General features: G+C 74.3%; 17 protein-coding genes. 6 read left to right on the top strand and 11 right to left on the bottom strand.

Features of this window, described 5'->3' with window-relative positions; all coding sequences use genetic code 11:
* The first annotated feature begins 37 nt into the window (after nucleotides 1-37).
* Nucleotides 38-613, top strand: a complete 576-nt coding sequence (locus ABD345_RS07510) for a TetR/AcrR family transcriptional regulator (RefSeq protein ID WP_344551074.1) — start codon at nucleotides 38-40, stop codon at nucleotides 611-613.
* A gap of 126 nt (nucleotides 614-739) precedes the next feature.
* Nucleotides 740-1,528: an SDR family oxidoreductase gene (locus ABD345_RS07505; protein WP_344551073.1), complete on the top strand. Its 789-nt coding sequence runs from the start codon at nucleotides 740-742 to the stop codon at nucleotides 1,526-1,528.
* A gap of 76 nt (nucleotides 1,529-1,604) precedes the next feature.
* Here the strand turns inward: ABD345_RS07505 and ABD345_RS07500 are convergent, their stop codons facing one another.
* Entirely contained in the window at nucleotides 1,605-2,039 is a 435-nt protein-coding gene (locus tag ABD345_RS07500; RefSeq protein ID WP_344551072.1) for a GNAT family N-acetyltransferase, read from the bottom strand.
* Between the two features lie 194 nt (nucleotides 2,040-2,233).
* Here ABD345_RS07500 and ABD345_RS07495 point away from each other — a divergent pair, with 194 nt between their 5' ends.
* Both ABD345_RS07495 and ABD345_RS07490 read left to right on the top strand, forming a co-directional pair.
* Nucleotides 2,234-2,983: a hypothetical protein gene (locus ABD345_RS07495; RefSeq protein ID WP_344551070.1), complete on the top strand. Its 750-nt coding sequence runs from the start codon at nucleotides 2,234-2,236 to the stop codon at nucleotides 2,981-2,983.
* A gap of 161 nt (nucleotides 2,984-3,144) precedes the next feature.
* Nucleotides 3,145-4,020, top strand: a complete 876-nt coding sequence (locus ABD345_RS07490; RefSeq protein WP_344551068.1) for a hypothetical protein — start codon at nucleotides 3,145-3,147, stop codon at nucleotides 4,018-4,020.
* A 7-nt stretch (nucleotides 4,021-4,027) separates the two neighbouring features.
* Here ABD345_RS07490 and ABD345_RS07485 read toward each other — a convergent pair whose 3' ends face one another.
* Entirely contained in the window at nucleotides 4,028-4,708 is a 681-nt protein-coding gene (locus tag ABD345_RS07485; RefSeq protein WP_344551067.1) for a class I SAM-dependent methyltransferase, read from the bottom strand.
* 308 nt (nucleotides 4,709-5,016) lie between these two features.
* Here ABD345_RS07485 and ABD345_RS07480 point away from each other — a divergent pair, with 308 nt between their 5' ends.
* Nucleotides 5,017-6,171, top strand: coding sequence for an ROK family protein (locus ABD345_RS07480; RefSeq protein WP_344551066.1), 1,155 nt, complete (start codon nucleotides 5,017-5,019; stop codon nucleotides 6,169-6,171).
* A gap of 30 nt (nucleotides 6,172-6,201) precedes the next feature.
* Here the strand turns inward: ABD345_RS07480 and ABD345_RS07475 are convergent, their stop codons facing one another.
* Complete coding sequence (locus ABD345_RS07475) at nucleotides 6,202-6,921, bottom strand: hypothetical protein (RefSeq protein WP_344551065.1); 720 nt, start codon at nucleotides 6,919-6,921, stop codon at nucleotides 6,202-6,204.
* An 85-nt stretch (nucleotides 6,922-7,006) separates the two neighbouring features.
* Nucleotides 7,007-7,774 (bottom strand): GntR family transcriptional regulator, encoded by a 768-nt coding sequence (locus tag ABD345_RS07470; protein WP_425556778.1) that lies wholly within the window; start codon nucleotides 7,772-7,774, stop codon nucleotides 7,007-7,009.
* A 250-nt stretch (nucleotides 7,775-8,024) separates the two neighbouring features.
* On the opposite strand from ABD345_RS07470, the gene ABD345_RS07465 reads away from it, so the two are divergent.
* Nucleotides 8,025-8,819, top strand: coding sequence for an exodeoxyribonuclease III (locus ABD345_RS07465; protein WP_425556782.1), 795 nt, complete (start codon nucleotides 8,025-8,027; stop codon nucleotides 8,817-8,819).
* A gap of 151 nt (nucleotides 8,820-8,970) precedes the next feature.
* On the opposite strand, the gene ABD345_RS07460 is transcribed toward ABD345_RS07465, so the two are convergent.
* The 7 genes from ABD345_RS07460 to ABD345_RS07430 form a co-directional block, all read right to left on the bottom strand.
* Complete coding sequence (locus ABD345_RS07460; RefSeq protein WP_344551063.1) at nucleotides 8,971-9,855, bottom strand: geranyl diphosphate 2-C-methyltransferase; 885 nt, start codon at nucleotides 9,853-9,855, stop codon at nucleotides 8,971-8,973.
* Nucleotides 9,856-9,912: 57 nt separating this feature from the next.
* The gene (locus tag ABD345_RS07455) at nucleotides 9,913-11,217 is read right to left on the bottom strand and encodes a family 2 encapsulin nanocompartment cargo protein terpene cyclase (RefSeq protein ID WP_344551062.1); all 1,305 of its coding nucleotides are present in this window, start codon (nucleotides 11,215-11,217) and stop codon (nucleotides 9,913-9,915) included.
* Nucleotides 11,218-11,717: 500 nt separating this feature from the next.
* On the bottom strand, nucleotides 11,718-14,156 hold the full coding sequence (locus ABD345_RS07450; protein WP_344551060.1) for a glycoside hydrolase family 9 protein: 2,439 nt from the start codon (nucleotides 14,154-14,156) through the stop codon (nucleotides 11,718-11,720).
* 452 nt (nucleotides 14,157-14,608) lie between these two features.
* Nucleotides 14,609-15,532: a hypothetical protein gene (locus tag ABD345_RS07445; RefSeq protein ID WP_344551058.1), complete on the bottom strand. Its 924-nt coding sequence runs from the start codon at nucleotides 15,530-15,532 to the stop codon at nucleotides 14,609-14,611.
* Between the two features lie 10 nt (nucleotides 15,533-15,542).
* Nucleotides 15,543-17,369, bottom strand: a complete 1,827-nt coding sequence (locus ABD345_RS07440; protein ID WP_344551056.1) for a hypothetical protein — start codon at nucleotides 17,367-17,369, stop codon at nucleotides 15,543-15,545.
* Nucleotides 17,370-17,601: 232 nt separating this feature from the next.
* Complete coding sequence (locus ABD345_RS07435; RefSeq protein ID WP_344551054.1) at nucleotides 17,602-19,284, bottom strand: glycoside hydrolase family 13 protein; 1,683 nt, start codon at nucleotides 19,282-19,284, stop codon at nucleotides 17,602-17,604.
* Nucleotides 19,285-19,420: 136 nt separating this feature from the next.
* Nucleotides 19,421-22,126, bottom strand: a complete 2,706-nt coding sequence (locus ABD345_RS07430) for a carbohydrate-binding protein (protein ID WP_344551052.1) — start codon at nucleotides 22,124-22,126, stop codon at nucleotides 19,421-19,423.
* Nucleotides 22,127-22,199: the final 73 nt, after the last annotated feature.

Below are 22,199 nucleotides of genomic sequence, written 5' to 3'. Positions count from 1 at the left end.
TTGACCTCCCGGTCAAATATGGCGTACCGTCAGACGCATGGGAAGGCCGAAGCAGTTCGACGAGGAGGCCGCCGTCGCGCAGGCGATGGAGGTGTTCTGGACCAAGGGCTACGCCGGCTCCTCGCCCGCCGAGCTGGCGGAGGCCGCCGGGATCGGCAAGGGCAGCCTCTACCACGCCTTCGGCTCCAAGCGGGAGCTGTTCGGGCGGGCGCTGAGCCGCTACGACCGGGCCGGCGCCGAGTTCACCGAGGAGTTCCTCGCCGGGCCCGGCACCGCGAAGGAGTGCATCCGCGCCTACCTGCGGACGCTGGTCGACGCGGACCTCGACGCCCCGGTGCGGCGCGGCTGCCTGGCCGTCAACACCGCGCTGGAGCTCGGCGGGCGCGACCCTGAGGCCACCGCCGCGGTGCGCCGCTCGGTGGAGCGCAGCGCCGACCTGCTGGCCGCCCGGATCGAGCGCGGCAAGCTGGCCGGGGACGTGCCCGCCTCGGTGGACGCGGCCGCGCAGGCCCACTTCCTGATGGTGACGGTCGCCGGCCTGCGGGTCGCGGCCCGGACCTTCGACCGGGAGACCCTGCACGCCGCGATCGACACGGCCGTCGCCCCGCTCTGACCCGCCCTCCACCCCTCCTCCGGGAGGGGTCTCGCACGCCCGAATATTTGACCTCCAGTTCAAGAAAATTCCCCCGCGCACCCCGCGCACCCCGCGCGCTCCACGGCCCCAGGAAAGAGGACCACCATGAAGCTCGGACTCGACGGACGCACCGCCCTGGTCACCGGCGCCGGACGGGGCATCGGCCTGGCCGTCGCCCGCGCCCTCGCCGCCGAGGGCGTCCAGGTGGTCGGGGCCACCCGTACCGCCACCCCCGAACTGACCGAGGTCGCGGCCGCCGTCGCCGTCGCCGACCTGGGCACCCCGCAGGGCGCCGCGGACGCCGTCCGGCAGGCCCTCGACGCGGTCGGCGGCATCGACCTGCTGGTCAACAACGTCGGCGGGGGCGACGCCGACCGACTGGTGCTGGGCAGCGTGCTGGACGTCCCCGACGAGCAGTGGGCGGCGATGCTGGAGCTCAACCTGTTCAGCGCGGTGCGCACCACCCGGGCCGCGCTGCCGAGCCTGCTGGAGCGCGGCGGGGCGATCGTCAACGTCTCCTCCATCAACGGCCGCACCCCGGCTGGCTCCCCGGTCGGCTACGCCGAGGCCAAGGCCGCGCTCACCCAGTACGGCAAGCGCCTCAGCGAGGAGCTCGCCCCGCGCGGCGTCCGCGTCAACACCGTCTCCCCCGGCCCCACCGCCACCGACCTGTGGACCCACCCCGCGGGCTACGGCGGCCGGGTCGCCGCCTCCCTCGGCATCCCGCACGAGGCCCTGCTGGCCAACCTCCCCGCCCAGGCCGGGAGCGCCTCCGGCCGCCTCACCACCCCCGAGGAGGTCGCCGACCTGGTCGTCTTCCTGCTCTCCGACCGGGCCGCCAACATCCACGGCGCCGACCACGTCATCGACGGCGGCACCCTCAAGACCGCCTGACCACCTGACCGCCTGACCGCCTCCGGCCGGCGCGGCAACGGGCGGACGTCAGGGCGCGGACGCCACGGAGCGGACGTCACGGGGCGGGGGCGTCCAGCGGCTTGGTCCAGCGGCGCCACTGGTCCTCGCGGCCGTAGCCGGCGGCCTGCCAGGCGGACCGGCCGAGCTCGTTGTGCTCCAGCACCATCGCGTCGGCCCGGCGGCCGCCGGCCTCGGTGAAGCGGGCGTGGGCGGCGTCGAGCAGGGCGGTGCCGATGCCGCGGCGGCGGGCGGCGGGGTGGACCGCGAGGCGGTAGAGGTGGCAGCGCCAGCCGTCCCAGCCCGCGATGACGGTGCCGAGGAGGGCGCCCTCCCGCTCGGCCAGGATCAGCGCCGCCCCGTCCCGCTCCAGCAGCCGGGCCACGCCCGCCCGGTCGTCGCTGATGCTGGTGCCTTCGGCGGCCTCGGCCCAGAAGGCCAGCACCGCGTCGATGTCCTCGGGGCGCGCGGCCCGCAGTTCGTACTCGCTCATGCCACCGTTCCTATCACCCCAGCTCAGCGTGCTGCCAACGGGTTTACGCCCGCGCTCCGCCCCTGACGCGTCCACCCGGCGGTCCGGCCGGCAGCCCGTGCGGCGGGCCCTCTTGACGGCCCGGGCCCGGCCCGACAGGGTGTGGCGCACTCCCTCGCACCGCTCCCGTCCTCCTCCCCCAGCCTGGAGATGGCATGCGTGCACCCCTGCTCCGCCGACACCGGCCCCGCTCCCGCCGCGCGGGCGACGGCCTGCCGGCGGCCGCCGCGATCGGCGCGGTCGCCCTGGCCGCGACGGCCACCCTCGGCCTCGGCGGCCCGGCGTCGTCCACCGAGCCGCCGCGGATCGAGGTGCTCGGCAACGGCACCTTCACCGCGCCCCTGGAGTACACCGGCACCCCGACGGGCTGGCTCTGCCAGCAGAACGTGCTGCGGTCCTACAACCAGTACCGGGGGTACTGGCTGGAGGGCAGCCCGGCCGCCGACGAACTCGCCTGGTGCACCCAGCGGGTGGCCGTGCTGCCGAACTCGACGTACACGCTGAGCGCGGACGTCCGCGGCCCGTACGTCTTCCTCGGCACCGAGGGCGGCGGGCCCGGCGAGACCGTGCAGAGCTGGTCGAACGATCCGGACTGGAACCTCCTCACCGTCACCGTCACCACCGGGCCCGACGCCACCTCGCTGCTGGTGCGCCTGCACGGCTGGTACGGGCAGACGCCCTACCAGGTCAAGCGGGTCAGCATGGTCGGGCCGGGCGTCCTGCCGACCTGGTGCGCCCCCAGGTCCCCGGGCGGTTCGCCGTCGACGCTGCCGCCCAGCGCCCCGCCGTCCACCCGCACCAACACGGCCAGCCCCGGCAGCACCGCCAACGACACCGTCGGGCCGTACCCGGAGACGCCGAACCCGACCTTCAACACCGTCGACCCGTGCCCCGACCAGTACTGACCCTCTGACCTGACCGTTCGTCACCTTCCGGCCCGCACACCCGCGGGAGCGGGCCGGAAGCGGCCTTTGCCGGCCCTTGACTCGCGCCCGCGGCATCCCGCATGGTGAGCTCACTCCCTCGCACCGCTGCCCCGTTCACCTCCCCCACCCGGAGTTCCGGCATGCGTGCATCCCCACCCCGTCGCCAGCGCGAGCGGCTCCCGCTCGGCACCCTCGCCACGGCCGCCCTGCTGACCGCCACCGGCGGTTTCGTCCTGTTCGGCCCGGGCAGCGCCCAGGCCGCCCAGGAGACCGTCCGGGACGGCTCGTTCGCCCGGCCACTGCCCGACAACTGGACCTGCGAGGGCGACGTCCGGCGGCTCGACCAGGGCCAGGGCGTCGAGGGCCGCCCCGGCGGGTACGACTACGCCGGCTGCACCCAGCAGGTGACGGTCAAGCCGTACACCAGCTACGACCTGACCGCGGACGTCTCCGGCGCGTACGCCTTCGTCGGCGTCACCGGCGGCGAGGCCGAGACCACCTACCTGTGGGCGAACGGGCCGGAGCGGACCGGGCTGCACACCGTGGTCCGCACCGGCGGGACCACCCGCACGCTCACCGTGTACTTCCACGGCTGGTACGGGCAGGGCCCCTACCAGGTGCGGCGGGTCTCGCTGTACGACAGCAGCACCGGCCTGCCGGCCTGCCCGGACATGACCGGGACGACGCCCAGCTCGTCGCCGCCCAGCCCGCCGACCCCGACCTGGAGCCCCGGTTCCAGCCCCAGCGGCACCCCCGTCCCCACCCACGCGCCGCCCTCGATCACGCCGACCCTGCTCCTGCCGGCCGGGTCGTACTCGCCGCCCCCCGGCCCGACGTTCGGTACGACGCCCGCACCGTCCTCGTCCTACTCGCCCCCGCCGGGCCCGACGTTCGGTACGACGCCCGCACCGTCCTCGTCCTCCCCGACCTGGACCGGTCCGACCTGCCTGGTCCCGCCGACCGCCCCGCCGTCGGCGTCGGTCAGCACGCCGGCGCCCCGGCCGACCGAGACCTGACGCCGTGTCAGCCGCGCAGCGTCCACACCGTGGTGGCCTTCTCGGCCGCGTCCTCCAGGTCGGCGGCGACCGGGACGGTGTACTCGGCGAGCGCGGTGAAGCGCCCGCGCGGCAGGTAGGCCCGCCCGGGGTCGCCGACCACCACGGTCGCGCCCCGGGCCGCGGCCCGCTCCAGGAACGGCAGGAAGCGGGCCGCCATCGCCCGCTCGTAGAACACGTCCCCCGCCAGCACCACCTCGTCCGGCGCGCCGTCGCCGTCCAGCACGTCGGCCAGCTCGCCGGTCACCGCGACGCCGTTCAGCTCCGCGTTCACCTCGATCGAGGCCACCGCGTACGCGTCGATCTCGACCGCCCGCACCGCGGCCGCCCCGCTCAGCGCCGCCGCGACGGCCACCAGGCCGGAGCCCGCCGCCAGGTCCAGCACCCGGCGGCCCGCCACCAGTTCGCGGTGGTCCAGCACGTACCGGGCCACCGCCACCCCGCCCGCCCACGGGAACGCCCAGAACGGCGGCGGCAGCCCCTGCAGTCCGCGGGCCCGCTCGGTGGTCTCCCACAGCGCGATCGCGTCCCGCGCCGTCCGCAGCCGGACCTCCGGCACGAACGGCACCGGCTCCGGTGAGGTGTGGGCCCGGACGAACTCGGTGTCGGCGGACGCGCTCTGACGCACGGCGGCCGTGTTGTTCCCCATGCCGCCCAAGGGTAGGGGCAGCGGGCGGACGCCCCGTACCGCGGCGCGGCCCGCACCGGGTCACCACGTGATCACGGGCGACGTACCGTTTCGATACCGAAGCCGTTATGAGCTGCGGAAACGCTCGCCCCGCCGCGGGCCGCGCGAGTACGATCCGGGCAGACGCCCCGGTCGTGGCACCCCACAGTGCCAGCCCGCGGGCGGCGGCTCCGCGCGGGCCCGCTCCTGCCCGACCACGGCGGGAGGGGCGAAACCGCGCTCCACGGCACCGCGCGCCGGGCAGTCGCGCGAAGCGGAAGGGCACCGATTTGACGGACCGGCTCACCGGAGGGGACTCCTCACTGCTGCGGCGGATCAACGCGGCGGTCACCCTGCGGTCCTTGCGCGACGGGCAGGCCGTCACGCTCACCCAGCTCGTCGGCGACACCGGCCTGTCCCGGCCGACCGTCGAGGGCGTGATCGAGGGACTGCTGGAGTCCGGGCTGGTCGCCGAGGTCGAGCACGGCCAGGAGGCCGGGCGCCAACGCGGCCGCCCGGCCCGCTGGTTCCGCTTCCGCGCCGAGGCCGGGCACGTGCTGGGCATCGAGATCGGCGTCCACGACCTGCGGGTGGTGCTCGCCGACCTGGCCGGCGAGATCCTGGCCAGCCACGCCAAGCCGGTGGACGAGTCGGTGGAGGCCGAGGAGCGCCTCACCCTGGTCCGCACCACCGTCGCCGAGGTGCTGCGCAAGGCCGGCGTCTCCCGCGACAGCCTGTGGGAGGTCGTCGTCGGCACCCCCGGCATCGTCGACCGGGACGGCACCGTCCGGCTCGGCACCGCGATGCCCGGCTGGACCGGCCTCGACCTCGGCGCCCGGCTGCGCCGCTCCTTCCGCTGCCCCGTGGTGATCGAGAACGACGCCAACCTGGCCGCCATCGCCGAGCACTGGAAGGGCGCGGCCGTCGGCAAGGGCGACGTGGTCTTCGTGATGGCCGGGCTCAGCCCCGGCGCCGGCTCGCTGATCGGCGGCCGCCTGCACCGCGGCCACGGCGGCGCCGCCGGCGAGATCGGCGCGCTCCACCTGCTCGGCCAACAGGCCACCCCCGAACGGCTGCTGTCCACCACCGGCAAGCCGCTCGACCCGCTGGACGAGGCCGCCGTGGCCCGGGTGCTGCGGCTCGCCCGGGAGGGCGACCAGGTCGCCCAGATCGCCATGGACCGCTTCCTGAGCCGGCTCGTCCACGACGTCACCGCGCTCGTCCTCGCCCTCGACCCCGAACTCGTCGTGGTCGGCGGCTGGGCGGCCGGCCTGGACGGCGTCCTGGAACCGCTGCGCGAACAGCTCGCCCGCTACACGCTGCGCTCCCCCGAGGTGGCGATCGCCGCGCTCGGCTCCGAGGTGGTCGCGATGGGCGCGCTGCGGATCGCCCTCGACCACGTCGAGGAGCAGCTGTTCGCCGTCGACCCGCCCGCCAACCGGTAGGCCCGGCAAGGGCGTCGGGGCTTCGGTCCGTTACGGCAGGCAGAGCAGGTCGTACTCGCCCCCGAGCCGCCCCCGGGCGTGCGCCGCCATCCGGCGCGCGTACCGGGGGTCGTGCTTGAGCGAGTCGTAGCCCGGGCGGTCGCCGGACGGCAGGACGCCGGCCGTCTCGGCGAGGTAGACGTCGAAGCCCGGGTGCATCAGCACCGCGTACGGCAGGTCGTCCACGTCGAGCGCGAACACCGGGTACTCGCCCAGCCCGTCCCGCTCGCCGCCCGGACCGACCGAGAGGACCCGGCGCGAATCGGAACCGCCGGGCAGCAGGAAGCACTCGCCGAACAGCGCGGAGAACGGCTCGAAGCACGAACCCCAGCCCTCGCCGTACTCCTCGGTGGCGATCTCGCCCAGGGTGCGCGGCGCGAGCCCGCCACCGGCGTCGAACCAGCCGTGGCGCTCCAGCATCCCGCTGTCGTACGCCAGCCAGCTGCGCAGGCTGGGCGGCAGCGGGTGTCCGCTCGGGAAGGCTTCGAGCTCGGGGCGCGGGCGCAGCGGGCCGTCGACCCACGGGCCGGCGAACCGGTCGTGCGGCAGCACCGGACGGGACGGGTCCGCCCGGACGGCGGCGAGCGCCCGCTCGACCAGTGCGCTGCCGTGCGCCGCGGCGCCCCCCGGGTCGGTCGGGTCCGCCGAGTCAGCCGGATTCGTCGGCTCCGAAGCGTCGATCAGGTCCATCGCGGTGCTGCCCCCGTCCACCGGCCGTCAGTGGGGAGAGCGTAACGCCGGGCACTGACAAGCGCCCTGACGCCCCGTCACACCGGGCCGGGGGCCCGGGGCGGGTTCAGGAGACGGCGGCGGCCTTGACCTCGCCGGCGACCTTGACGGCCACGCCGGACTCGCCGAAGGTCAGCTTGCAGGTGTCGGCCCGGTAGGTGGAGACCGCGACCGCCGCCAGCCGGCCGGCCGCCGCGTACTGGGTGGTGACCACCAGCACCGGGGTGCCCGGGGGGCGCTCCAGCAGCGCGGCCTCGGCGGACTCCGCGACGCCCAGCTCCACCGAGCGGGACTGGCCGTCCACCCCGACCCGCTCCAGCTGGCGCAGCACGCCGCGGGCCCGGTCGTTGCCGTCCACCACCACGGCCAGGTGCGGCAGCGCGGCCGAGGGCACGTGCAGCGACTCGGCCGCCACCGTCACGCCCTGGACCACCCGCGTCCGGCGCACCGTGTGCACCTGATCGCCCTCGGCCAGGCCCAGCGTGCGGGCCAGCGCGGCGGAGGCCGGACCGGTGGTGCAGTCCACCACCTTCCACTCCTGCCCGCCGTGGACGGCACTGCCCCGGCCGCCCTCCCGTCCGCTGACCGGGATGCCCACCCGCGGGGCCGCCACCAGCGTGCCGATCCCGCGGCGGCGGACCAGCCGCCCCTCCAGCTCCAGCTGGTCGAGTGCCTGCCGCAGCGTCGCCCGGGCCACGCCGAAGCGCGCCGAGAGCTCCCGCTCGTTGGGCAGCACCTGCCCGGTGGAGAACTCGGTGTCCATGGTGCGCAGCAGCACCGTGCGCAGGTGCCAGTACTTCGGCTCCGCCACCGCCGCGAGCGTTCCTTGCCCCACCGTGTCCTCCACCCTGAAGGGACGACAGTCCACCGCTCACCTCCGTTTCGGCAGGTGGAGGGGGCGGGCTTTATCCGTCCTTCTTTATTAAAGGTCTTTGCAGTAAGTGACAGTAGGGGGTGTCCCGGGAGATGGTCAAGACCAATGAGAAGGGTTCCTTGCGGATCGCCCCCCGACCCGGTATGGCGTCCCGATTCGCCCGCAATGCCCGGCTTTCCGGGCGAACCGGTACCCTCACTGCGTGCAAAGCATCACGACAGTCAACGTCAACGGGATCCGGGCCGCCGCCAAGAAGGGCTTCCTGGAGTGGATCGACGACACCAAGTCCGAGGTGGTCTGCCTCCAGGAGGTGCGCGCCGAGCCCGGGCAGTTCGCCGAGGTGCTGGCCCGCCTCGACGGCTGGCACGCCGTCTGGGCCCCCGCCGCCGCCAAGGGCCGGGCCGGGGTCGCCGTGCTCTCCCGCCGCACCCCCGACGCCACCCGGATCGGCTTCGGCTCCGCCGAGTTCGACCTCTCCGGCCGCTACGCCGAACTCGACCTGCCCGGCCTGACCGTCGCCTCGCTCTACCTCCCCTCCGGTGAGGTCGACACCGGGCGGCAGGACGAGAAGGAACGCTTCATGGCCGAATTCCTCGTCCACCTGGGCGAGTTGCGCGCCCGCGCGGCCGCCGAGGGACGCGAGGTGCTGGTCTGCGGCGACTGGAACATCGCCCACCGCGAGGCCGACCTGCGCAACTGGAAGGCCAACCAGAAGAAGGCCGGCTTCCTCCCCGAGGAGCGCGCCTGGCTCTCCCGCGTCCTGGACGAGCACGGCTACGTCGACGTCCTGCGCCACCACCACCCCGACCAGGACGGCCCCTACTCCTGGTGGTCCTACCGCGGCCGCGCCTTCGACAACGACGCAGGGTGGCGGATCGACTACCACATGGCCACCCCCGGCCTCGCCGCCCGCTGCACCGACGCCCGGGTCGAGCGCGCCGCGACGCACGCGGAGCGCTGGAGCGACCACGCGCCGGTCACGGCGGTGTACGACACCGCCGGGTAGCGGGCCGGGCGGGGGCCGGCCGCCCGGCGGCGATCCGCGCCCGACCCGCACCACGGAGAACGCCGATGACCACCGGACCCGAGCCGGTCCCCGGCCCGTTCGGGCAGCGGGGACCGGTCGGGACGGCCGAAGGCGGACGGGCGGACGGGCGTCAGACCCGGTCGGCGGCGATCAGCACGTACTGGAACGAGCCGTCCTTGTAGGACTCGATGAAGGCCTCCTCGATGCCGGTGACCAGCGAGGAGGTGGCGCGCAGCTCCCAGTAGGGCAGCGTGTCGGGGGTCAGGTCGATGACGGCCTGCGGGACGAGGCGGTTGTCGGCCATCGCGCGCAGGTACTCGCGGCGGGAGTGGATGTTGCACTCGAAGTGCGCGTTGATCTGCGAGACCCACTTGGAGGGCTGGCCGTAGCGCGGGTTCCAGCAGCCGGTGATGGTGACGTAGCGGCCGCCGACCTTGAGCACCCGGGAGTGCTCGGCGAACAGGTCGTGCAGGTCGACGTACATGCTGGACTCGTTGTTCCACGAGCCGGACATCTGGCCGTTGGCGAACGGGGTGTCGAGCATGTTGCAGACCCGGGAGCGGACGTGGTCGGCGATGCCGAGCTCCTGGACCCGGCGGTTGCCGAACTCGGCCTGGGTGCTGGAGAGCGTGACGCCCTCGACCTTGCAGCCGAAGCGCTGGTGGGCCATCACCATCGAGCCGCCGCGGCCGCAGCCCGCGTCCATCAGGGTGTCGCCGGGGGCGATCGGGCCGAGGTGGTCGAGGAGCACCTCGGCCTGGGCGGACTCCAGCCGGTGCAGCTCGTTGATCAGCTTCTTCTCGTACTCGCTGTCCTCGGGGGTGCCGAGGGCGGCGGCGTCGATCTCGCCGATGCCGTAGTGGTGGTGGTAGAGCCCGTCGACGTCGCCCAGGCGCAGGTTCACCGGGCGGGCCTCGTTGTTCCAGTAGCGGGCGATGTCGCCCTGGTAGGCGGTCGCCGGGGACGGGACGAACGCGGACGGGGACACGGCGGTGCCGGTCTCGGTGCTGGTCATCAGGAAGTATCCGTTTCCTACTGGTTATCGGTGTTCATCGGTGCGGGTCCGCTGCTGCTACCAGAAGTCGGGCAGGCTGTAGCGGTACGTGTTGGTCTGGTGCCAGTGGTGGTTGCCGTCGACCCAGGCGGCCACGCCGCGCAGGAAGCGCAGCAGTTGCGGGGCCGGGTGGGTGGCGGCGAGGGCGGCGGCCTCGGCCTCGAAGGCGTGCATCAGCTCGTTGTGGACCTCGACGGCCTTGAGGTAGCCGTCCTGGTCGGAGAGGCCCTCGCGCTCGGAGATCACCACCGGCAGGTTGAGGTGCCGGCCGGGGCTGGCGAGCTCCTTGGTGTACGAGTACAGGTCGTTGACGATGGTGGTGGCGTTGCCGGCCAGCGCGATGACCCGCTGGGTGCCGGGCAGCGCGTGCAGGTCGGCCGGCAGCTCGTAGCCGCCGACGCTGTCGGTGATGGTCGGGCAGGGGCGGAAGTTGTTGAACTGGCGCATCGCCAGGTACTCCCACACCTCGGGCACGTGGTCGGTCTCGGCCCAGGCCGCCTCGGCCAGGTAGCCCAGGTGCAGCCGGGCCATGTCGTGCCGGAACCGGTCGGCCTGGGAGGGGCTGGCCAGCTCGGTGAAGTACCGCATCGCCGAGTGGTAGGCCCGGCGCGGGGCGTCCGAGCCGAGCGACTCGGCCCAGCCGGGCGCGTACTCCGCCGTGGTGTGCAGCGGGTCCAGCGCGGTGTGCGCGAGCAGCAGCCGGCTGCCGAGGCCGACCGGGGAGCCGCCGTGGTCCTCGCAGTAGCAGTCGTCCACCGCGTTCTCGGCCACCATCAGGCGGGTGGCCAGCATCAGGTGGTCGACGGTGGGGGCGTCCGGGTGGCAGGCCACCATGTAGCGCCCGACCGAGAACCCGTCGAACTGGTTCTCCCACTCCTCCGGGAACAGGTCGACCTCGTCCACCGCCCAGTCCTTGATCCGGCGGCTGACCTCCGCCACCCGGACCGGGTCCGGTTCCGGGATCGGGTGGAAGTACAGGCCCGGCACCGGGATGCCCTCCACAGGGGACGCCGCCGCGACCGGCCCGGCGAGCGGCTCGACCGCGGCGGCGGGCTGCGGCGGCACGACCCGGAACAGCCCGCCGGTGCCGAGCCCGCTGGGGCCGCGCAGGACCCGCCCGAGCCCGGAGGCGGCGGCCGCCGCCTCGACCGCCGGGGTGGCCTCGGCGGGTGCGGCGCCCTCCGCCCGGGCAGCCGGGGCGGCCGGGGCGGTGGCGGTGGCGGCGGCCTTGACGGACGCGGTGGCGGCGGCGAGCACGGCGCTGAGGGCCGCCGCGAAGGGGTCGGCGGCCTGGGGCGGAGAGGAGAGCCCTGGCTCGGGCATCCGTGACTCCTTCACTGGGAGGGGGCGGTCTGGTCGGGGCGTGCGGAGCTGACCGGTCGGGGTACCGGTGCGCCGGTGGTGCGAGTGGGGCGAACGATCCTCGGAGAACGAAAAGATGACGAATCGGCAGAAATCGTGGGCGACTCGGTCGGATCTTGAGGAACGCTAACGCTCCGTAGGCGCGCTTCGCCCGCGCGGCAGGGGGTATTTACCTCGATACGGTGATCTTGCGGATCACGATGTTTACCCGGGCCACCAGCGGCATTTGAGTCATCCACCCCGAGTCGCCCCCGAACCACCGGCCCGCGACACCGCCCCTCCGCCCGCCGCACCGCCCCACCGGGCCGTTTCCGGCCACCGCCGCGCCCCCGGACGCCCCGCCCGCGAACGCGAACGCCCCCGCCCCCGCGCGGCGGCGGGAACGGGGGCGGGACGGAACGCGGGACGGAGCCCGGTCGGACGGGTCGGACGGGTCGGACGGGTCAGACGGGTCGGACGGGTCAGATGTTCGTGCAGGCGGTGCCGTTGAGCGTGAAGGCGGGCAGCGCGGCGGGCGTCCCGGTGGCCTGGAAGCCGAAGGAGGCGCTGCCGCCCGGCGCCAGCGTGCCGTTCCACCCGGCGTCGGTGACGGTCACGGCCGTACCGCTCTGGGCCACCTGGGCGTTCCAGGCGTTGGTGATCACCTCGTTGCCCCGGTACGTCCAGCCCAGCTTCCAGCCGGAGACGGTGCCGCTACCGGTGTTGCGCACCGTCACGTCGGCGGTGAACCCGGTGCCCCAGCTGTTCACCTTGTAGGCCACCGCGCACCCGGAGACCGGCTGGGGCGAGGCCGAGGGGGACGGGGACGCCGAGGGGGACGGCGAAGCCGAAGCGGACGGCGAGGGGGACGGAGAGGGCGACGGGGACGGCGAGGCGGAGGCCGAGGCGGACGGCGACGGGGAGCCGGACGGCCCGGTGCCGCCCGGTTCGGCGCCCCACTGCGGCGTGCCCCCGTCCAGCAGCCGGATGTTCGCCGCGTCCACCGGCGTCGAGCCGGGCACCAGCGAGATGCCCTGGTAGGACCAGTCGTTGGTGGGGTCCCAGGCGCCCGAGGAGGCGATCCGGAACTGCACCTCCTTGCGGTAGGCGGACTGCCCGGCCGGGGCGATCACGGTGTTGGAGCAGTCGACCGTGACGTAGTAGGTGGAGCCGGAGTAGAGCGTGGGCCCGCTGACCGTGCCGCACTGGTTGTAGTTGGTGGTCAGGGTGATCTGGCTCGGGCTGACCCCGGGTTCCAGGGTGAAGTAGTAGCGCAGCGAGGCGTTCTTGAGCGCGCGGGCCGGCCAGGCCGACTTGTTGATCAGGTACGCCTTGATCTCGGTGAAGTTGGTGCCGGAGGCGTTCACCGACGCCTGGACGGACATCTCCGGGCCGTCCGGGGTCTCCTTGGGCGGGAAGCTCGCGAGCGGGTTGCCGCCGTACTCGCCGTAGAGCCGGGCCAGCGCGCCGGTGAAGGCGGCGTTGTAGTCGGTGGCGACCTCGTTGTTGACGTAGTTGGAGCGGTCATCGGTGTAGGAGTCGTCGGCCGAGCTGGGGCCGCCGACCAGGGCGCCGATCAGGGTGTGCCGGCTGTCGACGGGGTTGGTGAGCTGGTCGGTCCAGGAGCCGTGGGCGGTGCGGTGGTGCGGGTTCTTCGGGGAGTTGGTGCCGAAGCCGATCAGGTAGCTGGACTTGCGGGGGTTGTCGCCGAGCGCGTAGTCGATCTGGCGGACCGCGAAGTCGTGGTAGCGGGCCTTGCGGGTGGGGTCGCCGGTGAGCGTGTCGGAGTAGACCAGGGCGACGAAGGAGGTGTTGGCGGCGTAGCGCAGCGACCCCCAGGAGTCGAGCACGGCCTCGCCGCCCGGCGAGTACTTGACCTGGCTGCCGTTGACGCCGACGGTCCACCAGTCGAGCCAGCGGTTGGCGTCGTCGACGTACTGCTGCTTGCCGGTGAGTTGGGCCAGCAGCACGTAGGCGCCGTAGGACTTGTCGTCCCAGGCGATCGTCCACTTGTAGGACTTGGTCGTGGACTGCGGTTCGGTGGAGAGGTTGGCGTAGTAGCTCTCGGCCTTGGCCAGGTAGCTGCTGTCGCCGGTGGCCTTGTAGAGCCAGATGGCGCCCCAGACCAGCTCGTCGTTGTAGCCGCTCCAGGAGTTGTAGTACCCCTGGGCGTCCTTGATGCAGTCGCTGTACTTGCCCCGGTAGGTGTCGGCGAAGGAGTACAGCTGCTTGGCGTGGGTGAGCAGGGTCGCGGAGTACGTCGGGTCGCTGTCGGCGAAGACCATCGAGGAGGAGGCGAGCGCGGCGGCCGTCTCGCCCGCCAGGTCCGAGCCCGGGCAGGAGGCGTCGATCTTGTACGCGGGCCGGGCCATCGGCAGCACCTCGGCCGGGCCCCACCAGGCGTGGTCGGCCGAGCCGCTGCCGACCTGGCCGTAGAGCACGTTGGGGGCGGGGTGCGCCTTGATCAGGTAGTCGTCGACGAAGCGCAGGTTGTTCTTCAGGTACGTCATCTGCCCGGAGGCGGTGTAGCCCGCCTTCTCGGCGATGCCGCCCCAGGCCAGCATGGTGGTCGAAGCGGCCATCGGCAGGCCGAACTTGACGTGGTCGCCGGCGTCGTACCAGCCGCCGGTGAGGTCGAGCCCGACGTCCTTGCCGTCGTCCAGCGCGGAGTCGCCGCGCCAGCTCACCCGGTTGGTGGCGGGCAGCTTTCCGGACTGCTGGGCCTCGTAGAAGAGCAGCGACTTCTGCAGCGCCTCGCCGTAGTTGTACGCGGGGGCGGCGGTGGCGTCGGCGGCGGCGGTGTGCAGCGGCAGCAGCGCACCGGCGGCCAGCGCCCCGGCCGCGCCCAGACCGAGGACGGTCCGGCGGACGGAGCGGGCGCCGCGCGACGGGCGGGGCGGGGGTGCAGCGGGACGGGACATGGCGTCCTTCCGGGGCGGCCGTGGGGGCGGCTCTGGGGGTGGGGGTGCCGATCGGACGGCCCGTGACCTGCCCGAACACCATGGGAGCGCTCCCATGTCCGATCGGTCCGGAGCGGTGTCGGCAGGCGGTGGGCGGCGTCCATGGTGTCCGCGCCGCAACATTCGTGTCAATGCGCAACTTGTAAGTTACACAGCGGAGTTGACGGTACGAAAGGAGCACCCGTCGACTGCTGCCCGGCCTGCTGCCGCCCGATCACCGGCCGCCCCCGGTCCACCGTGCACGCTCCACCACCGCACGGGGTCCCGGCCCTCGCCCGGTGGGCCGGCGGGGTGTCACGGCCCCGCCGGCCCGTCCTACGGGTGAAGCTCCACCGTACGGCGGGGCGGGGCGGGGCGAGCAGGGGCCGAACGTCCCTGCCCGGGGGAACTCCGGCCCGGCCGGGGGCGGTTGCTCAGCCGCCGGTGAAGGCGATGCCGATCCCGCCGGCCGGGACCTCCTCCCCGAGCCGGTACTGGACGACCTCGAACGGGGCGAACGTCCCGGGCGCGACCGCCCCGGCCGGTTCGATGGTGACCTCCAGCGGGCGCCGCTCGCCGCCGTCCAGGGTGAGCGCGCAGGAGAGTTCGCCCTCGCCGCGGGCCCGCTCCCGCCCGTCGGCGCCGGTGAGCACGATCAGCCGGGCCTCGGCCGCCACCGGCTGCGGGTCCCCGTCGAGCCGGAAGCCGGGCCACCGCACCGGCGGGACGGGGCCCGCGCTGATCAGGAGTTCGGCCGGGTCCGGCAGCGGGTTGGAGGCCAGGAACGGGAGGGTCCCGGCGCCGCCGGACGGCAGCACGACGAGGTTGTGCTGCGCCCAGTGCCGGTCGTTGACCGGGTCGGCCGTGGTGGTGCCCGGCGGGTCGAGCGGGTGCCAGACCTCGGCCAGCAGGCAGACGTGGTCGCCCGCGTCGGCCGGGATGCGCCCGGTCAGCGGGTCGGAGACCGCCTGCCCGCCGTGCGGCGGCACCAGCACGGTGGTGAAGCCGAGGAACTTGTCGGCGTCCGGGACGAGCGGGCCGCTGACGGGCGGCGACCACCACAGGCCCAGCTGGGCGATCGTCTCGCTGTTGCCGCCCTGCCAGTTGCCGACCGTGACCTGGACGGTCAGGTCCTCGCCCGGCCGGAAGGCGGTGAGCGGCTGGATGCCGGAGCACAGGTACCAGCAGACCTCCGGCGGCACCGGCCGCGTGCCGTTGTCGACCGGGTAGGAGCCGGCCGGCAGGACCGGCGGCGGGTAGCTGTGGACGAACAGGTACGGCCGGTCGTCGGTGGTCGTCTCCGGTTCGCGGCCGTCGGTGGTCGTCTGCGGTTCGCGGCCGTCGTTCCGCGCGGGCATGGCCGTCTCCTCACGTCTCGCCGTAGTCGAGGATCCGCACGTCCACCGGGTCGTCGTCGATCGACCCGCCGGCGGCCCAGCAGTCGTAGCGGCGGAACCGGTCGGCGTCGAGGTCCGGGTTGGCCTCGCCGGTCGCGCCCCGGGCGATCCCGGTCCACAGGGCGACCACCGCGGCGGTGGACTCCCCCAGCAGCCAGCCGGGGTCGGTGCCGACCGGCAGCCCGCCGCCGCCGTCGGACGGCTCCTCCAGCGGGGTCAGCGGGTAGCGGTAGAACACCGCGACCGGATCGGCCTCGGGGCGGCGCGGCGTGATGTTGTCGCCGCTGGACGGGACCTTGAGGAACTGCCGGTACAGCGGGTAGTGCAGCCGCCCGTCCGGCGCCGCCACCCCGCAGCCGGCCAGGTAGCCGCCGGCCTTCCGCAGGCCCTCCCAAAGGTGGTTCTGGTAACTGAACAACAGGCCCACCAGTTCGGTGAGTTGTGGCAGGTCGGCCACCCGGGCGAACTGCTCCGAGGTGAGCGGCTGGGCCTGCGAGGCGAGGGCGGCCTGCTCCTCGGGGCTGAGGTCGGTCTGGAACGCGTGCCGGAAGTTGTCCACCACGTGCTTGTCCCACAGGGTGCACCGCTGGCGGCTCCCCCACTGGTCCCAGCAGATGGCGGTCAGCGTCCCGGCGAAGACGAGGAACGCCTCCACCCCCGACCAGAAGCTGCCGCACTGGTTGTCGCTGTCCCGGGTGCTGTCCGTGGCGGTCGGCGGTCGCTGGTACGGGGGCACCGAGGGGCCCGAGTACGAGGCCGGCCCGAGCCCGGAGTCGGCGACGGCGGGCGGGGTGGCCGTCCGGGTCGTGATGACCGGGGGCGGCGGGTTCGCCGGGTCGGCCCACAGCTTCCGGACGAACCCGGGGGCGGGCAGCTCCGGCCGGGGCGGCTGCCGGAAGGTGTCGAGCAGTTCCAACTGCCGTACCAGGCGCCGGTACCCGAGCTGGAGGTCGGGCAGCGGCGCCGTGGCGCCGAGGTCGTAGACCTTTCCGAGCACCTCGGAAAGGAACGCCGCCGTCTCGTCGGGGAGCCGGGCCTCGGGGGCGTCGTCGTACCGGATCGCGGTGGCGAGTCGGCCGAAGTCCCCTATTTCTGGCCGTAGTTGGGCGAGGTAGGAACCGACGGTGTTGCGGGCGATCCGGTCCCGGAACCGGTGGCTGCGCCGGGGGCCGCCGACCACCTTGCCCAGGTAGGCCGAGCCGGCCGCGTTCGCCGCGTGGCCGGACAGGATGCCCAGGGCCGTCGCCCGGGTGGCGGGGGTGCCCGCCACCGCGAAGGCGGTGCGGACGAAGGCGTCGGTGCGCCGGGCCAGGAGGACGTCGCCCCAGCCCCAGGTGTCCAGCGGGGCGTCGAGCTGCCGCGGGTGCTCCGGGACGTGCCGCATCTCGCCGAGCCGCCGGCCCAGGTCCTGGATCTCCAGGTGCTTGTCCCGGACCTGCTCCTTCAGCCCGCGCAGGCGCAGCAGGGCCGCCCAGTACTTCGCCGCCGCGCCGGGGTCCGCCGGGTCGGCGAGGGCGGCCTCGATGTCGGCGCGCACCGAGCCGATCTCCGTGTAGAGGGTCAGTCCCTCGGTCCACATTCCGGCGGCCTCGGTGAGCAGGTCGAGCTCCAGGCCGTCCGACTGGGCGTGCTGGAGCAGGTGGTCCAGCAGGCTGCCGAGGGCGGCGTCCGCCGGGTGGTCGGCCGCTTCGGCGAGCAGGTCGTCCAGGGCGGGGCGCAGCGCGGGGTCGATCGGCGCCGCGGCCAGGCCCTCCAGGTGCTCGGCCAGCGCGGCGGCATGGGTTCTGGCATCGATCATGGGAAGTCACCCACGTCCCACTGTCGGGCGGGCGTGCGGCGGCCGACCGGCGGCACGGCGCGGCGCGGCGCGCGGCCTCCCGGCCGGACGGACACGTCCGAATCTTCGGGCCGCATCCAGCGTCACGCCGCCCACCGGCTCCGGCAACTCCCCACGGCCGCCGGACCGGTCGGGCCCGTGCCGGTCGGTCGCACCGTCCGCGCCGGCCACCCGCGCCGGCTACCCGCGCCGGCTACCCGCGCCGGTCGGCCCCGGGGGCGTCCGTCCGGGTCGGCGCGGGCAGGTCGAGCCAGGCGCAGGCGTCCGGGGCCAGTCGGCCGTCCTGGAGCGGGGCGCTGGCCAGCAGGACGGTGCTGCCGGGCGGGAGGGGTTGCGGGTGGGGGGTGAAGTTGACGGCGCAGGCGAAGGAGCCGTCGCGGGTGAAGGCGAGGACGCCGGGGGCGGCGGGCAGCCAGTCGAGCCGTTCGGGCAGGGCCGCGAGGCGGTCGCGGCGCAGTCGCAGGGCGGTGCGGTAGAGGGTGAGCGCGGAGTGCGGGTCGGCGTCCTGCGCGGCGACGCTCTGTCCGGCCCAGTCGGCGGGCTGCGGGAGCCAGGGCTGGGCGGCGCCGTCCGGGGAGAAGCCGAGCGAGGGGCCGTCGGCGGTCCAGGGCAGCGGGACGCGGCAGCCGTCGCGGCCGCGGTCGGTGCCGCCGGAGCGGACGAAGGTGGGGTCCTGGATGAGCCCGTCGGGGATGGACTCGACTTCGCCGAGGGCGAGTTCGTCGCCCTGGTAGACGTAGACGCCGCCGGGCAGGGCGGTGGTGAGCAGGGCGGCGGCGCGGGCGCGGCGCAGGCCGAGTTCGCGGTCGGTGGGGGCGCCGAGCCGCTTGTTCCCCATGTCGAAGGAGGTGTCTTCGCGGCCGTAGCGGGTGACGTGGCGGATGGTGTCGTGGTTGGAGAGCACCCAGGTGGGCGGGGCGCCGACCCGGGCGTGGGCGGCCAGGGTGCCGTCGACGACGTCCTTGACGGCGTCGAACTCCCAGGCGGAGCAGAGGAATTCGAAGTTGAAGGCGGAGTGCAGCTCGTCCGGGCGCAGGTAGCGGGCGAACTGTTCGGGGCTGGGGAGCCAGACCTCGCCGACGAAGGCCCGGTCGCCGGAGTAGCCGTCGGTGATCTTGCGCCAGGAGCGGTAGACGTCGTGGACGGCGTCGACGTCCTGGTAGGGCAGGTCGGTGACGTCGGGGTCGGGGCCGACGTCGGGCAGGCCGGGCTTCTTGGCGAGTCCGTGGGCGACGTCGATCCGGAAGCCGTCGACGCCGCGGTCGAGCCAGAACCGCAGCACGGACTCGAACTCGGTGCGGACCTCGGGGTGTTCCCAGTTGAGGTCGGGCTGCTCGGGGGCGAACAGGTGCAGGTACCAGTCGCCGGGGGCGCCGTCGGGGCCGGTGGTGCGGGTCCAGGCGGGGCCGCCGAAGTACGACTGCCAGTCGTTGGGCGGGAGTTCGCCGTGCTCGCCCCGGCCGGGGAGGAACCAGAAGCGTTCCCGTTCGGGGGCGCCGGGGTCGGCGGCGAGCGCCTCGCGGAACCAGGGGTGCTGGTCGGAGCAGTGGTTGGGCACCAGGTCGACGATGACCCGCAGGCCGTGCCCGTGGGCTTCGGCGATCAGGTCCTGGGCCTCGGCGAGGGTGCCGAACAGCGGGTCGATGTCGCGGTAGTCGGCGACGTCGTAGCCGCCGTCGGCCATCGGGGAGAGGTACCAGGGGTTGAACCAGAGCGCGTCCACCCCGAGGTCGCGCAGGTACGGCAGGCGGCTGCGCACGCCCGCGAGGTCGCCGACGCCGTCGCCGTTGCCGTCGGCGAAGCTGCGCACGTAGACCTGGTAGATGGCGGCGGTGCGCCACCAGGGCTGGGCGGGGCGGGCGGTGGGCGGGTTCACGGGGTTCTCCTCGTTCGTGGACGGTGCGGGGGCCCGCCCGCGCGCGCCTGCGGAGTGCGGGTGCGGGTGCGGGCGGGCCCGGGTGCGGGTGCGGGTGCGGGCGGGCGCCCCGCGGGGAGCGGGGCCGGGGCCGGGGCTACCAGCCGGTGTTGCCGGTGCCGCGCTGGACGGTGAAGCCGCCGGTGACGTTCAGCGGCGCGTCGGCGGTGCCGCTGACCTGGGTGTTCGCGAAGGTGCCGTGCCCGGTGGCGTTGACCTCGATGGCGTTGTGTCCGGTCCGGTCGATGACCAGTCCGTCGACGCGCAGGTCGGCGACCTGCTTCTGCCAGGACAGCAGGAGCGCGCTGTAGGTGGAGTCCTGGACGGTGTTGTCGTTCAGGACGACGGGCTGGGTGAGGTCGCTCTGGTCGGCGTAGATCCACACCGCGCCGAGCTGGGAGTTCCAGTTGACCTCCAGGCTGCCGGTGCGGCGCAGCAGGTTGCCGGAGACGGTGGTGGTGCCGGTGAAGGGTTGGCCGAAGCGGCTGGAGACGGTGATGCCGGCGCCGGCGGTGACGGTGTCGGAGATCAGGTTGTCCTGCACGCTGTTGCCGCTGCCGCCGTAGACGGCGGCGCCGTTGGCGAGGGAGGGCAGCTGCACGGTGTTGTTGCGGAAGGCGCTGTTGGTGACGGCGGCGCCGTCGGACCACATGGCCAGGGCGTCGTCGCCGGTGCCGCGGATGCTGCTGTTGGAGACGACGGTGCTGTCGACCGCGCCGTGCAGGTTGACGCCGTCGGCGTAGGTGTTGCGGATGCGCAGGTCGCTGGCCCGCAGGCCCTTGGTCGGCGCGTTGATCCACAGGCCGACCTTGGTGTGCTGGATCCAGACGTCGCGGATCACCGATCCGGTGCCGAAGTCGCCCTCGATGCCGGCCTGGCCGTTGGCGTCGTCGCGGGCGGTGTTCTGCCCGTCGATCATCAGGTCCTCGACGGTGCTGGTGCCGCCGGTGCCGTAGAGGCCGCCCTTGAGGCCGGTGCCGCGCAGCACGGTGTACCAGACGCCCGCGCCGCGCAGTCTGACGCCGGAGAGGTTGACGTGGTCGGAGACGACGTAGGTGCCGGCCGGGAGGAACAGGCCCTTGCCCTGGTTCTTCGCGGTGGTGAGGGCGCCGTTCAGGGCGGCGGTGACGTCCTGGCCGTTCGGGAGGACGCCGAGGTCGGCGGCGGAGAGGTAGCCGGCGGGCAGGGTGCCGGCCGGGCCGGTCTGCTCGGCCTCGACCAGGTCGAGGGTGTAGGTGGCGGCGGTGTCCGCGGCGTCCTTCTGGAAGCGCAGCACCGTGCCGGCCGGCAGGGTCCGGCCGAAGGTGGCGCGGGTCTCGTCGAAGAAGCGGTGGCCCTGCCCGCCGGCCGGGTTGTTGTCGTACGGGTAGGCGCCGTAGACCCAGGCGTAGCGGGAGGTCAGCTGCAGGTCGGGCAGGGCCTGTCCGTCGGCGTAGACGCTCAGGGTGGCGTCGAGTCCCTTGCCGTCGGCGCTGTCGGGCAGCGCGTAGCGCAGGTTGATCGCGTTGGCCGGGGCGGTGAGCCTGACCTCGACGTACTGGCCGGTGGCGGCGAGCTTGACGGCGCTGCGGCCGGAGGCTTCGGAGGCGACGCTGAGGTAGCTGCGGTCGGGGGTGAGGACGGTGCCGTTGGTGCTGCCGGCCTCGGCCTCGTAGCTGGTGAAGGGCAGGGTGGCGCCCACACCGGCCGGGTCCGGGGTGGTGGAGCCGGACGGGGACGGGCCGGGGGTGGTGGTGCCGGTGGGGGTGGTGGGGGTGAGGCTGTCGAGGTTGACGTTGCCGCTGTCGGCGGTGGTGAACTTCAGCGCGAGGGTGTTGGCGCCGGCGGCGAAGGTGACGGGCTGCTGGACGGTGGCCCAGCTGTCCCAGTTCGCGGTGGCGGGCAGGGTGACCTGCCCGGCGGCGGCGCCGTTGACCAGCAGGGTCAGCGTCCTGGCGGAGCCGGTGCCGTTGGCGTACCGGATCGCGACGCTGCCGCCGCCCGCGGCGGCCGAGGTGACGGAGAACGCGGTGCTGGCGGTGCCCTTGTTGCCGTCGGTGTAGCCGCCGACGAAGCCGGTGCCGGTGTACCCGGCGTGGTCGGCGGCGACGGCGGCACCGCCGGTGAGCGCGGCGGACTCGGCCTCCAGGGTGCCGCCCGGGGCGGTGCTGCCGGTGGTGGCGGTCAGGTTGTCGAGGTTGACGTTGCCGCTGTCGGCGGCGGTGAACGCGTAGGCGACGGTGTTGGCGCCGGCCTTCAGGGTCACGGTCTGCTGGACGGTGGCCCAGCTGTCCCAGTTCGCGGTGGCCGGGAGGGTGACCTGCCCGACGGCGGCGCCGTTGACCAGCAGGGTCAGCGTCTTGGCGGAGCCGGTGCCGTTGGCGTACCGGATCGCGAGGGTGGCGGTGCCGGCGCTCGGGGCCTGGACGGTGAAGGAGGTCTTCGCCGCGCCCTTGTTGGCGTCGGTGAACCCGCCGACGAAGCCGGTGCCGGTGTACCCGGCGTGGTCGGCGGCGACGGCGGCGCCACCGGTGTTGGCGGCGGACTCGGCCTCCAGCACGGTGGAGGCGGCCTGGGCGGCGCCGGGGGCGAGCGTCCACAGCGCGAGGCCCGCCAGCACGGCGGCGGCCGAGGCGAGGGCGGTGGCCTTGCGGGCCGGGCGGGCGCTTCCGGCGGTGCGGGCGGCGGCACGGGCGGTGGTACGGGCGGCGGCACGGGCGGCGGCACGGGCGGCGGCACGGGCGGCGGCACGGGCGGCGGCACGGGCGGTGGCACGGGCGGTGGCACGGGCGGTGGCACGGGTGGTGCCGGGTGCAGGGTACACGTGGGCTCCCGAAGGTGACCGGGGCGCGGCGGCTCCCGGTGTGGGGGGTGGGGGTGAGGCGGCGGCGGCGGCC

The sequence above is a fragment of the Kitasatospora saccharophila genome, assembly GCF_039529925.1.
Lineage (GTDB): Bacteria > Actinomycetota > Actinomycetes > Streptomycetales > Streptomycetaceae > Kitasatospora > Kitasatospora saccharophila.
This window is presented reverse-complemented; position numbering and strand designations above follow the sequence as displayed.